The following is a 12,989-nucleotide window of genomic DNA, read 5'->3' as shown; positions in this document are numbered from 1 at the left end:
TTAACTCCATTACTTTATTGTCGAACACTTCAGTATACCTTAAAAGCCCAATTAATTAAACCGGGAGTTTGAACGAGCCTCCCCGTTAAACAAATTAAGCGAAATATTTTCGTAAGATAAGTCAGCTAAATTAGTAATTGTGATGCCTAGCAATCTCACGCCGGTAGAAATGTCCGGCATCTCCGCGAGTAAATCACTTGCCAACGTCACATATTCTGTCGCGTCATTTTTAATGTAATCGGCAAAAGTTATTCGCTTTGTAAAGGTTGAAAAATCCTTATACCTAATTTTGAGCACCAGTGTTTTGCCGTGCTTCTTTTTTGCCGCCATTGTCTTAACGACCATCTGGGCAATTCGTCGTAGCTGAGTATCTACTTCGGCAGCTGTGTCGATTTCAGGACCAAACGTCCGCTCCTTGCCAATTGACTTGCGGATTCGCTGGTATTCAACGGGGCGGTGGTCGATGCCACGAGCCCGTTCATACAAAATATAGCCGAACTTACCAAAATGCTTCATTAAATCCATCTGTGACCATTTTAGCAAATCCTCGCCTGTTTCAATATTCAAAGCCTCCAGTTTGGGGGCCGTCTTTTTTCCAACCCCACGGAATTTTTGAATTGGCAGCTTTTTTAAAAATTCAACAGCATCTCGCTGATCAATAATGGTAATGCCAACCGGCTTGGCATAATCAGAAGCCTCTTTAGCCAAAAACTTATTATAAGAAACGCCAACCGAACAAGTTAGATGGGTTGTTTGCCAAATCTTGGTCTGAATCATCCTAGCAATTTGAATAGGGTCCGTCAAATGACGCTTATTGTGCGTAACGTCGAGATATGCTTCATCTAACGCAACTGACTCAACCGCATCCGTAAATTCATAGAAGATTTGGTGAATTTGATTAGAAACCGATCGGTAGAGGTCAAAACCGGAAAAGCGAAAAACGGCTTGAGGACAGAGCTCCAGTGCTTTTTGCGCACTCATAGCTGAATGAACGCCAAATTTACGGGCTTGATAGTTGGCGGTCGAAACCACACCGCGGCCACCAGTTGTTCTGGGGTCCCGGGCAACAATTAACGGTTTAGTTTTTAACGCCGGTTCTTTTCGCTCCTCAATCGAGGCGTAAAAGGCATCCATATCAACGTGAATCACTTTTCTAGAGACGCTCGCCACTGAGATTACCTCCCCACCAACAATCAAACGTATGTTCTTATTTGACTAAAAAAATGGTTGGGACAAAACTCAATGTTCTGTTACCAACCTTATCTACTATCAATTACTTACTGTGATCACTTTGATCAGAAGCCGATTCACTGGCTTGAGTTGCTTGATCTGATGCTGGTTGCTTTTCGGCAGGAGCTGTAGAACCAGCTGACTCACTCGTTGCTGGATTGCTGGTTTGATTAGCAGTTGTCGTGCTTGGCGCAATTGCTGGTTGTTTAACTTGGGCAATGGCACTTAAATCAAAGACCAAGTAAATCCCATCACAATCTAAAGTAACCGTTTTTTCAGCATCGTTAATCTCATCAACCACACCGTGTAAACGACCAATTGTCACTACTTGGTCACCAGGCTTAATCTTTGATAACTGTTCACGACGCTTTTGTTGTTGCTTTCTTTGCGGTCTGATCATCATAAAGTACATCAAAGCAAACAATGCAACAATCATTAAAATTGACAGATAAGAACTAGAACCATTCAATATTATTCACCCACACTTTCCATAAGACTACTTTACCAAATAACTGTGCCACCGTCCATAGCTAAAAGTTTTTAGCATTCGCTTTGTTATACCCATACTGTTCAAAAACTTCTTGACGTAAATCTAATAAATTATCGTCAATAATCGCTTGTTGGACGCGTTTCATTAAGTGAATCAGATAATACAAATTATGATAACTGCAGAGCCTAAGTCCAAAAGTTTCATCTGTCTTTAGCAAATGACGGATATAGGCGCGGGTGTAGTTTCGGCAGGTATAACAGTCGCATTGATCGTCTAGTGGCGTGAAATCTCTGGCGTAACGGGCGTTTTTAACAACCAGGCGGCCATGAGACGTCATTACTGTCCCATTTCTGGCGATCCGAGTTGGTAAGACACAATCAAACATATCAATCCCGCGAATCACCCCGTCGATCAAAGAATCGGTAACGCCAACCCCCATCAAATAACGCGGCTTGTTCTCAGGTAACAGTGGCGTTGTTGATTCGAGAATGCGATTCATTTCTGACTTAGATTCTCCAACGGATAACCCGCCAATTGAATAGCCCGGAAAGTCCAGACTGGTTAAATCTTGAGCAGATTGTTTTCTCAAATCCTCAAAACCAGCTCCCTGAACAATTCCGAACAATCCTTGCCAGTCGGGATTTCGATGGGCTTTTAAGCCCCGCTCAGCCCACCGAGACGTTCGCTCAACTGATTTTTTAACATAATCATAAGATTCGAAAAATGGTGGACACTCATCTAAGCTCATCATGATATCGGGGCCAAGGTCATTTTCAATTTGAATCGCCTTTTCTGGGGATAAAAACATTTTGGCACCGTTAATTTCATTTTTGAAGGTGACCCCTTCTTCGGTAATGTCTCGATTCTTAGCCAGTGAAAAAACCTGAAAGCCGCCCGAGTCGGTTAAAATACCCTTATGCCAGTTCATAAATTGATGAAGGCCGCCAGCTTCTTTGACAATGTCTTCACCAGGCCTTAGCCACAAGTGATAAGTATTGGCTAAAACAATCGTTGCCCCCATTTTGTCTAGTTCTTCGGGGGCAAGCGTCTTAACGGTTGCTTGAGTCCCAACCGGCATGAAAATTGGGGTGCGAAAAGTTCCGTGGGGCGTGGTAATCTCGCCTAATCGAGCGCCCGTGTGTTTTTCTTTTTTGATCAAGCGATAGGTGATCGCTGGCTGCATGAATAATCCTCCTTGTAAAGTAAGCAAAATAAAGCAATTAGAAGCTGTCTAAAAAGCTATTTAATGAATGTACATGGCATCGCCAAAACTGAAGAAACGGTATTTTTCTTGAATGGCGTGCTGATAAGCATTCAAAATATTTTCTCGACCAGTAAATGACGCAACCAGCATCACAAGCGTTGATTTGGGCAAATGGAAATTCGTAATAAATGAATCAACGACCTTCCACTCATAACCGGGCTTAATAAAAATGTCTGTCCAGCCAGAATCCGGGCGAATGTCACCATTAAATTTAGTTCCGACCGTTTCCAACGTCCGAATTGACGTCGTTCCGGTTGCCACAATCTTACCGCCGTTTTTTCGAACAGCATTTAATGTATCGGCAGATTCTTGAGATAGCCGATAAAATTCACTGTGCATCTTATGTTCGTCGATGTTTTCTTCATCAACCGGCCTGAATGTCCCTAAGCCAACGTGAAGTGTTAAATATACCAGATGAACGCCCTTATCGGCAACCTTTTGCAGCAATGCTTTCGTCCAATGCAGCCCAGCCGTTGGCGCAGCAGCGGATCCCATTTCCTTGGCATAAACCGTTTGATAACGATTGGGATCGTCTAGCTTTTCTTTAATGTATGGCGGCAAGGGGGTTTCTCCCAGCCTCTCCAAAATCTCGATGAAAATACCGTCATACTTAAATTCAATTTCTCGGCCACCATGATCCAATTCTTTGGTGACCACGGCTTTTAGCTGCCCATCACCAAAATCGATCACTGTCCCAACCTTGGCTCGTTTAGCGGGCTTCATGAGGGTTTCCCAGCGATCACCTTCGATATTGTGCAGCAAAAGGACTTCCATATGGCCGCCCGTCTCTTGCTTAATACCATAAATTCGAGCGGGCATGACCTTTGAGTCATTCATAACGAGCGCATCCCCAGGATTTAAATAATCGATAATATTATAAAAATGCCGGTCCTGCATCTCACCGGTGTCCTTATTTAAAACTAATAACCGTGATTCATCCCGATCCTTAATGGGGGTTTGAGCAATTAGTTCATGTGGTAAGTCATAATCAAAATCTTCAAGCGTATAGTGTGTTTTCAAAATTCTAATTCCCTTCATGCTTAGTTGGCAGCGGACAGTGCAAATGCTCATAGCCTTTTCTGGTAACCATTCTTCCTCGGGCCGTCCGCTTTAATAACCCAATTTGGAGAAGATACGGTTCATACATTTCGGCAATTGTCTCCGTTTCTTCGCCGATATTGGCCGCCAAGGTGTTTAACCCAACTGGGCCACCATCATAATAATTGATCATTGTTTTAAGTAGTTTAATGTCGGTATCGTCCAACCCTAACGCGTCAACTTTTAGTTTGGTTAACGCATAACGCACAATTTCTAAGTCAATTTGCTCCTTATCAGAAACTTGAGCAAAGTCACGAACTCGTTTGAGCAGCCGATTTGCGACTCGCGGGGTTCCCCGCGATCTCAGCGCAATTTCGTGAGCGCCAGCCTCCAAAATTGGAATTTGGAAAATCGATGCCGTTCGCTTAACAATTGCTTCAAGGTCAGCGGGTCGATAGTAATTCATATGTTCGACAATGCCAAAACGATCCCGCAGCGGCGCCACTAGGGTTCCAGCCTGCGTCGTTGCGCCAATTAAAGTAAACGGCGGTAGTGGAAAATGAATTGGGTGAGCAGACGATCCTTGACCAACAATGATGTCAACATAGAAATCCTCCATTGCTGAATAAAGCATTTCTTCGACAACTTTTGGCAGCCGGTGAATTTCATCAATAAACAAGATATCGCCCGGCTGCAGTTCATTTAGCAACGACAACAAATCCCCAGGCTTATCAATCGCCGGCCCGCTGGTGGTTCGAATATTAACCCCCATTTCGTTGGCAATCACCATCGCCAAGGTGGTTTTCCCCAATCCGGGTGGTCCATATAACAACACGTGATCCAAGGATTCCTCACGTTGTTTAGCGGCCTTAATATAAACCGCCAGTTTGTTTTTGACGTCATCTTGACCAATATACTCATTAAGTGTCTGCGGCCGAATTGATTTTTCAATTGTCGTTTCTTCCGCATTAGCGGTTGCTGGCGAAATAAGTCGATCATCTTTTTGATTGGTCAATTAATCAGCCTCCTTTAACGCACTAGTAACTTAAGGCCCAGGCTGAGATATTCATCAGTCGATAACCCCTGCTTTTCTGCAAGCTCTGCTTGAATGCGATCAATTTGTTTTTGGCTATATCCAAGCGCCAACAGCGCCGACAACGCATCTTGGAGTTCCTTAGTTTCGGTTGTTGATAATGAACTTTGCTGAGCTTTGACCGCACTTGGCGCAATGTCTCCCAATTTACCTTGAAGATCCAAGATAATTTGTTGAGCGGTCTTCTTCCCAACACCCGGAAACTTCGTCAAAAATTTAGCGTCTTTGTTTTGAACTGCTGTAATTAATCCATCGCGGTCGTTGCCGGCTAAGATCGCCAAAGCACTTTTAGGGCCAATACCAGACACCGCAATTAATTTTTGAAAAATTTGTTTGTCTTCACTATCTTTAAAGCCATAAAGTAAAATAGCTGAGTCACTTACAGACTGATAAACGTAAACCCGAACAGTCGCTTGGCCGTCTACTGTAAATTTGTACGGATCAGCCGCATAAATGAGGTAACCCACGCCGCCAACAAGCAAAACGATATGGGTCGGCTGGATATCAACTACGAAACCTTCTAAAAATTCGAACATTAAAAAACGCCTCTCTAAGTAAAACGTATGTTTGCTTGTTAAATTGTATCACATCTTTTAAGCGGCCACGACAACAAATTACATGATTTCTTGATCCGTGCGGTGAGGATCTTGAATACGTTTAAACATTTTTTCGATATCTTCGTTCGTAAATTTAACCAGCGTTGGCCGGCCATGGGGACAATTATATGGATTTTCACAAGTTGGCAATCGCTTTAATAATGCAGTGGCCTGTCTTTCATCCAAATGATGATTTGCCTTAATCGCGCGTTTACAACTCATCATGATTGCCGTTTTTTCCCGAAACGCAGCAACTGAAATTTTATGATCGGACAAAATCCAGTCAATCATTTCTTTGATTGTGTCCTCTTCTTGGCCAGCTTTAAACCACATGGGGTGTTCGCGAACGATGAAACTGTTCTGGCCAAACGCCTCTAAGTGAATCCCCAGTTTTTCTAAAAGTGCCTTGTGTTCCGTAATCAGCAAAAAGTCAGCTGTTGAATAGTCCAGCACAATTGGGACTAAGAGTTTTTGCTGATCGTCAGAAACTTCCCCAATGGCCTTTCGGTAATGTTCATAATTGATTCGTTCTTGGGCAGCGTGTTGGTCAACAAGATACATGTTTTCTGGCGTTTCGGCAACTAAGTAGGTGCCGTGAATTTGACCAATATACCTCAAATCCGGGAAACCGGCATTATCAACTAATTCAGCTTGCTTTGGTTGAGATTGTCGACTCAACAGGCTAACGGGTGGCATGGTCCGTTTTTGTTCATCATCAAATATTGGCACTGAACTGGGTTCATTTTTAAGCAGCTGATCAAATTGAGCCACTTGCGGGCTGTTTAGATCATCCTTAGTTTTAACGACTACCGGAACCACCTCGCTGTCACTACTTGAGTCACTAAGCTGGCTGTCAGCGGCAAATAAAGGCGGCATCGAATGCTTCGGACTTTCTTTGGCAGCGTCAAATTGCCTAGTGGTCGCTTCAAACGGCTTTTTAAAATCCCGAGTAGCATCTGGAATCAGTTGCTTTTGCGCTAACATCTCCCGAATGGCCTCGGCAATCAATTTACCAATCGCCGGCTCATCACTAATTCGAACTTCTTGTTTGGTTGGGTGGACGTTGACGTCAATTAACGCCGGGTCAACATCAATTTGAATGACGGCAATTGGAAACCGACCGATCATCAACTTAGAGCCATACCCTTCAATCACAGCCCTTGTGAGTGGATAGTTGCGAATAAAGCGACCATTTAGAATGAGTGAGATATAGTTACGACTGGATCTGGTTAATTCGGGTAGACTAACATAACCCTTGATTTTAAGGTCCAATTCGCTGGCTTTAACCAAAGCTAGTTTTGAAACGGTCTTGACCCCATAGATTGCGCCCAATACTTGAAGCAAGTCTCCCCGCCCAGAAGTGCGTAACAATTCACGGCCATTGCTAACCAGTGAAAAAGCGATTTCTGGATGGCTCAAAGCTAATCGGTTCACCATATCTGAAATCTTTGATAGTTCAGTATTTGGTGAACTTAAATATTTTAATCGGGCCGGGGTATTGTAAAACAGTGACCGAACCTCAACGGTCGTTCCCTTACGAGCCTCAGCCGCCTTTTGATCGACGAGCTTGCCGCCCTTATAGCTGACCTCAACGCCAGTCTTTCCCGTTGAAGTCTTCATGACAACATTTGAAACCGAACTAATACTAGGAAGCGCCTCGCCCCGAAAGCCAAGCGTCCGAACTCGAAAGAGGTCCCTTTGCTCAGCAATTTTACTTGTTGCATGACGCAAAAAAGCCGTTTGAACTTGCGACGGGTCAATGCCATTTCCGTCATCAACGACCCGAATTAATTTTAGACCAGCGTCTTCTATGGTGACGTCTATTTCCGTACTGTCAGCATCGATTGCGTTTTCGACTAATTCTTTGACCACCGATGCCGGTCGTTCAACAACTTCACCAGCTGCAATTTGATCGGCTAAGATCGGGGGTAATTCATGAATTTTATTCAAACCAATCACCTTATTCCCTGTTTATCTTCTGCTGCCATTTATAGACTTGGTTCATGACCTGCATGGGCGTTTTTGACATTAAATCAAGTTTTTTGATTTCTGAAACGACTTCCACTTGATTATCATTAACTGTTTCAAGGGGAAATAATGAAATTTGTTCTTCTTGAGTCGCTTCGGTCTGATGACTGGGCTGAGACTGGCTGACCCTTGGCGCCTTTGGCTCAGCTTGTTTTTCGTCGGCTTGCTTTTCTAATCGTGTCAAAATGTCATTGGCCCGTTTTAATAAATTATTTGGCAAACCAGCTAATTTAGCAACGTGAATCCCGTAGGACTTATCGGCAGGCCCGGGCTGGATCTTGTGTAAAAAGACCAGCTCACCATTTGATTCAGTTGCGCCAACATGAACGTTTTGAAGCTGCTTGAGGCTTTCGTCTAAGGCTGTCAATTCGTGGTAATGAGTGGAAAAAAGCGTTTTGGCACCAATATGATTATGAACATACTCAATAATGGCTTCAGCCAGTGCCATGCCATCATAGGTGGCAGTTCCTCGCCCAATTTCATCGAATAAAATTAAACTATTAGGCGTTGCGTTTTCGATGGCATCATTGGCTTCTTTCATCTCCACCATAAACGTGCTTTGACCGGAAATCAGGTCATCGGCCGCCCCAATTCGGGTAAATATTTTGTCAAAGACCGGCATCTCAGCCTTTTTTGCCGGGACAAAGCAGCCAATTTGATTCATTATAACCGATAAAGCCAGCTGACGCATATAGGTACTCTTACCAGACATGTTAGGGCCTGTAATTAGTAAAACATTGGTATTGCTGCCCATGTCAACATCATTAGGCACGTATTGTTGGTGGCCTAACACCTTTTCAACAACCGGGTGGCGGCCATCTTTAATCGCAACTTCATGCTTTGCCGTTAGGGTTGGGCGAACAAATCGATATTCCTCACTGACCGCGGCAAAACTTTGCAGCACATCAACTGACGCAATTGCATCAGCCAAATCCTGAATTCGTTTAATTGACTGCTTAATCCGATCCCGGATCGTCACAAACAGCTTATATTCCAGAGTTTTGCTTTGTTCTTGAGCTTCTAGAATCAAAGCTTCTTTTTCCTTTAATTCCGGTGTCGAAAATCGCTCAGCGTTGGCCAACGTTTGTTTACGCTGATAACGATTTTCCGGGATCTTATTCAAATTAACCTTTGTGACTTCAATATAATAACCAAAGACGTGGTTAAAGCCGACTTTTAGATTATTAATCCCAGTAATTTTGCGTTCCTTGGCCTCAAGTTCAGCCAACCACTTTTGACCGTTATTTGTTGCATCGCGATATTTGTCTAATTGTTCGTTGTAGCCATCTTTGATCACCCCGCCGTCCGTTACGGAAATTGGTGGCTCCTCGACGATCGCCGCTTCAATCTCGTTGACAATATCATCTAACGGCACTAATTTGGTTAACATTTCTTGAAAGCTTTTGTCGGCAACTTGTTCCAAAATATATTTAATTTTGGGAACCTGTTTTAACGATGTCTTTAATTGAATCAAATCGCGGCCATTGACACTGCCAAACGCAATTCGCCCCGCCAATCGTTCCAAGTCATAAACTTTAATCAGTTCATCTTGTAACTGATTGCGTTCGTAATAGTGATCGAGTAAAACGGCAACCGCGTCATGGCGCTCGTTAATTCTATTGGCATTGACAAGCGGCCGTTCAATCCACTGCTTTAACTTTCGGCCACCCATTGCGGTTTTGGTTTGATCCAACAACCACAGTAGGGTACCAGCCTTTTTGCCGGTTCGAATGTTTTTAATTAATTCCAAGTTATATTGAGAATTATGATCCATTTCCAAAAAGTCGGATGGCTCATACACAACCGCCCGTTTTAAATGACTAAGGCTACGTTTTTGGGTCGTTTGAATATAATCTAACAGCATCTTTAAAACCCGCTTCATCAACGGATCGTTGACCCCTTGACTTAAGTAACTTACCGATGAATTAACTGGTAATTGGGATTGAGTTGATCGAAGAATCCCCAATTTCTTGATTGTTTCTTGAATCGATGCCGGCAAATCCGACTCAATCACCGTTTCCTTAGTCGCCAGCGATACCAATTCATTGACTAATTCTGCTTTGGTGGCAAGTTTGGCAACCTTTAACTCACCCGTGGACAAATCAACATAGGCAAACGCAAATTGTTCACCAGTCTTATTGGCAACCACAGCCGTTAGATAATTATTAGTCTTGGCATTTTCACTACCAACATCCACTTGGGTTCCAGGAGTCACCAGCTGAATCACTTCACGTTTGACCATGCCCTTGGTTAAGCGAGGATCTTGCATTTGCTCACAAATGGCCACTTTATAACCTTGGTCGACCAAGATATCAATATAGTTCTGAACTGCCTTATGAGGCACCCCACACATCGGAATTGGATGCTCAGCGTTTCGACTTCGATTCGTTAAGGTCAATTCTAGGAGCTGTGAACCCTTGATTGCATCGTCATTGAACATTTCATAAAAATCGCCAAGACGATAAAACAAGAACGCATCCGGGTACTGATCCTTGATTTTTTGATATTGTACCATCATTGGTGTTTGTGCTTGCTTTGCCAACTATAAGTCCCCTTAAATCAAATTCATTTTCCAGTAATTTTAATTATCACATACTAGCTTAACTTATCTGGCCATCTAAGAATTTAACTGTTTTAATGCTCGTTGTATGACCCGTTTGATCATCAATGTCCAAATAGCAACCAGCAATCACGCCACGTCCCGTTTCTAAAACTTCAAAGCGAGCTGGTCGTTGGTTAAGGAAGCGATTAATAACGCTCTTAGGTTGCATGCCCAGCATCCCATCGGCCGGTCCGGTCATGCCGGCGTCGGTTAAGAAACCAGTTTTTTTAGGCAAAATCCTAGCGTCATTAGTCTGAACGTGAGTATGCGTCCCAACAACCGCTGAAACCTTGCCATCCAAATAGCGGGCAATTGCTAATTTTTCACTAGTCGCTTCCGCATGGAAATCCATAAAAATGCAGGGCGTGGTCTGGCGAATTTGAGCGATCAAATCATCGGCTAACGTAAACGGGTCATCTAAATTATCCATAAATACCCGTCCTTGAAAATTAAGAACAGCCAGTTGGCTACCATTAACGTTAACCATTGTATACCCTTTTCCTGGCGTCGTCTGTTTTGGGAAATTGTATGGGCGGATCAAGCGCTTAGCATCGTCAATAAAGTCTAAAATTTCATTATTACTCCAAGCGTGATTTCCCAACGTCACAACATCGACCCCAGCTCCCATTAAGCGCTTATAAATACTTTGAGTAATGCCCCTGCCCATTGGAGTCGCGTTTTCACCATTTACAATTGTTACTTGGGGCTTTATTTCTTGTTTAAGTTTGGGTAAGTTGTTTTCAATCATTTGGACACCCATATTGCCAACCACATCACCGATAAAAAGAATTCGCATTAATCATTCCTCGAGACTTTCTAAATTAATTTAAAATAATTTTAACATTCATAAAAGAAAAAAGACCAGAATAACTGATCTTTCATCTTGCATATTCGACTGAACGAACTTCCCGAATCACGGTAACCTTAATGTGACCCGGATACTTCATTTCAGTTTCGATCTTTTGTTTAATCTTACGGGCAAGTACAATCGCTTGCGTATCCGTAATTTCTTCTGGCTTGGCAATTACTCTAATCTCTCGACCAGCTTGAATTGCATAGCTTTTTTGAACTTCATCAAAACTGTCAGTAATTTTTTCGAGACTATCAAGTCGATGAACAAAACTCTCGAGCGAATCACTATGGGCACCTGGCCTTGAAATAGCAATCTTTCCGGCCACGGCAACCAGTTCAGCAATAATCGATTCGGGCTGATGATTTTCTTCATACCCTTTAATTGCATCAATTACGACCGGGCTTTCGTGATACTTCTTAGCTAAGTCAACCCCTACTTGAACGTGTGAGCCCTCGACGCCATTGCTGGCAGCTTTTCCGATATCGTGTAATAATCCTGCGCGTTTAGCTAAAGTAACATCCTCACCTAATTCCGATGCAAAAGCACCAGCCAATTTAGCAACCTCAACTGAATGACCAAGTAAATTCTGACCATGAAAAATCTTGAAGTTCATTTGACCAACGAGCTTAATCATTTCAGGACTCATTGAATGAATTCCGAGATCAAACAAGGTTTCTTCGCCAATATCTTGGATTCGTTCATCAAGTTCTTTTCGGCTCTTATCAACCATTTCTTCAATCCTGGCCGGATGAATTCGGCCGTCTTTAATAAGCTTCTCCAACGTCATTTTAGCAACTTCGCGCCTAATTGGATCAAAGCCGCTCAAAACGACCGCTTGGGGAGTATCATCAATGATTAAATCGATACCCGTCAGCGTCTCAAATGTGCGAATGTTTCGACCTTCTCGGCCAATAATCCGCCCCTTCATATCTTCATTTGGTAAACTGACAACGGAAACTGTAGTTTCGGAAACCACGTCCGCTGAACTTTGTTGAATTGCTTCAATGATCAAATTCTTGGCGTTTTCATCGGCTTCGGTTTGAGCTTGGTAATAACTTTCTTTTACCATCCGGGCTTTTTCATCTGCTAGCTGTTCACTAGTTTCCTTGATAATCAAGTTCCGCGCTTCTGTTTGAGTAAGGGCGGATACCCGTTCAACTTCAGCCTGACGCTTTTGAATAAGTGAGTTTGCTTCTTCTTGTTGTGTAGTTAAATTTTGCTGTTCCCGATTAATCTTTTGTTCCTTACGGTTTAAGCTACTTTCCCGTCGTTCAAAAGCACTGTCCTTTCGATCAAGTGCTTCTTCACGCTGGAGAAGCCGATCCTCTTGCTTTTGAATCTCTGCTCGTCGATTCTTCAATTCCTTCTCGACTGAAGATCGATAGCGGTGGTTCTTTTCTTGAGCCGACAAAGTAGCTTCCTTAACAACCGTCTCCGCCTTTTTCTTAGCTTCAATCAGAATGTTCTTTGCAGAACCATTTGCCGCGTCAAGATCTTTTTCCTGGATCTTTTTTTGTACAGATTTACCGACAAGAAAACTGGCAATACCAACAAAACCAACAACAATAATAGCGATGATTGCGAGGATTATTCCAGCCATACTCATGGCTTCACCTCCAAATCATCATAAAATGATTATTTCTAAACCAATTATAAGATGTTATTTGATTATTGACACAACCCTCATTTTAATGTTTGTTGGCATCAGTGTCAATCATCTTATTAAGGAGTTGTTAATTAATTGTATATAGCAACCATATTCTTCTTATCAATCATCTCAAGATTGGCAACTTGC

Annotated in this window: 10 protein-coding genes; all 10 read right to left on the bottom strand. The window is 42.9% G+C overall.

All coding sequences use genetic code 11. From position 1 onward, the window contains the following. Positions 1-51: 51 nt before the first annotated feature. The 10 genes from dinB to rny all read right to left on the bottom strand — a co-directional run bounded on the left by dinB (position 52) and on the right by rny (position 12,800). Positions 52-1,170, bottom strand: coding sequence for a DNA polymerase IV (gene dinB, locus YK48G_RS00280; RefSeq protein ID WP_203628708.1), 1,119 nt, complete (start codon positions 1,168-1,170; stop codon positions 52-54). A gap of 103 nt (positions 1,171-1,273) precedes the next feature. After that, the gene (gene yajC, locus YK48G_RS00275; RefSeq protein WP_203629092.1) at positions 1,274-1,666 is read right to left on the bottom strand and encodes a preprotein translocase subunit YajC; all 393 of its coding nucleotides are present in this window, start codon (positions 1,664-1,666) and stop codon (positions 1,274-1,276) included. A 94-nt stretch (positions 1,667-1,760) separates the two neighbouring features. Beyond that, the gene (gene tgt, locus YK48G_RS00270) at positions 1,761-2,903 is read right to left on the bottom strand and encodes a tRNA guanosine(34) transglycosylase Tgt (RefSeq protein ID WP_203628707.1); all 1,143 of its coding nucleotides are present in this window, start codon (positions 2,901-2,903) and stop codon (positions 1,761-1,763) included. A 60-nt stretch (positions 2,904-2,963) separates the two neighbouring features. After that, entirely contained in the window at positions 2,964-4,022 is a 1,059-nt protein-coding gene (gene queA, locus YK48G_RS00265; RefSeq protein ID WP_203628706.1) for a tRNA preQ1(34) S-adenosylmethionine ribosyltransferase-isomerase QueA, read from the bottom strand. Further along, positions 4,009-5,037, bottom strand: a complete 1,029-nt coding sequence (gene ruvB / locus YK48G_RS00260; protein ID WP_203628705.1) for a Holliday junction branch migration DNA helicase RuvB — start codon at positions 5,035-5,037, stop codon at positions 4,009-4,011. The genes queA and ruvB overlap by 14 nt, the downstream gene beginning before the upstream one ends. A gap of 14 nt (positions 5,038-5,051) precedes the next feature. Then, complete coding sequence (gene ruvA, locus YK48G_RS00255) at positions 5,052-5,651, bottom strand: Holliday junction branch migration protein RuvA (RefSeq protein WP_203628704.1); 600 nt, start codon at positions 5,649-5,651, stop codon at positions 5,052-5,054. Between the two features lie 78 nt (positions 5,652-5,729). Then, the gene (gene mutL / locus YK48G_RS00250) at positions 5,730-7,670 is read right to left on the bottom strand and encodes a DNA mismatch repair endonuclease MutL (protein ID WP_203628703.1); all 1,941 of its coding nucleotides are present in this window, start codon (positions 7,668-7,670) and stop codon (positions 5,730-5,732) included. 1 nt (position 7,671) lies between these two features. Continuing rightward, on the bottom strand, positions 7,672-10,281 hold the full coding sequence (gene mutS / locus YK48G_RS00245) for a DNA mismatch repair protein MutS (RefSeq protein ID WP_203628702.1): 2,610 nt from the start codon (positions 10,279-10,281) through the stop codon (positions 7,672-7,674). A gap of 58 nt (positions 10,282-10,339) precedes the next feature. Next, the gene (locus YK48G_RS00240; protein WP_203628701.1) at positions 10,340-11,137 is read right to left on the bottom strand and encodes a TIGR00282 family metallophosphoesterase; all 798 of its coding nucleotides are present in this window, start codon (positions 11,135-11,137) and stop codon (positions 10,340-10,342) included. An 82-nt stretch (positions 11,138-11,219) separates the two neighbouring features. Further along, on the bottom strand, positions 11,220-12,800 hold the full coding sequence (rny, locus tag YK48G_RS00235) for a ribonuclease Y (protein WP_203628700.1): 1,581 nt from the start codon (positions 12,798-12,800) through the stop codon (positions 11,220-11,222). Between the last annotated feature and the right edge of the window lie 189 nt (positions 12,801-12,989).

The organism is Lentilactobacillus fungorum (assembly GCF_016860605.1).
Lineage (GTDB): Bacteria > Bacillota > Bacilli > Lactobacillales > Lactobacillaceae > Lentilactobacillus > Lentilactobacillus fungorum.
Note: the sequence above shows the minus strand (reverse complement) of the source record. Positions and strands in the feature narration are given on the sequence as shown.

Coding starts and splice junctions, on each gene's coding strand:
- ruvA (WP_203628704.1), bottom strand. CDS start 5,651: ATGTTCGAATTTTTAGAAGGTTTCGTAGTTGATATCCAGCCGACCCAT.
- YK48G_RS00240 (WP_203628701.1), bottom strand. CDS start 11,137: ATGCGAATTCTTTTTATCGGTGATGTGGTTGGCAATATGGGTGTCCAA.
- rny (WP_203628700.1), bottom strand. CDS start 12,800: ATGAGTATGGCTGGAATAATCCTCGCAATCATCGCTATTATTGTTGTT.
- tgt (WP_203628707.1), bottom strand. CDS start 2,903: ATGCAGCCAGCGATCACCTATCGCTTGATCAAAAAAGAAAAACACACG.
- yajC (WP_203629092.1), bottom strand. CDS start 1,666: ATGATTGTTGCATTGTTTGCTTTGATGTACTTTATGATGATCAGACCG.
- queA (WP_203628706.1), bottom strand. CDS start 4,022: ATGAAGGGAATTAGAATTTTGAAAACACACTATACGCTTGAAGATTTT.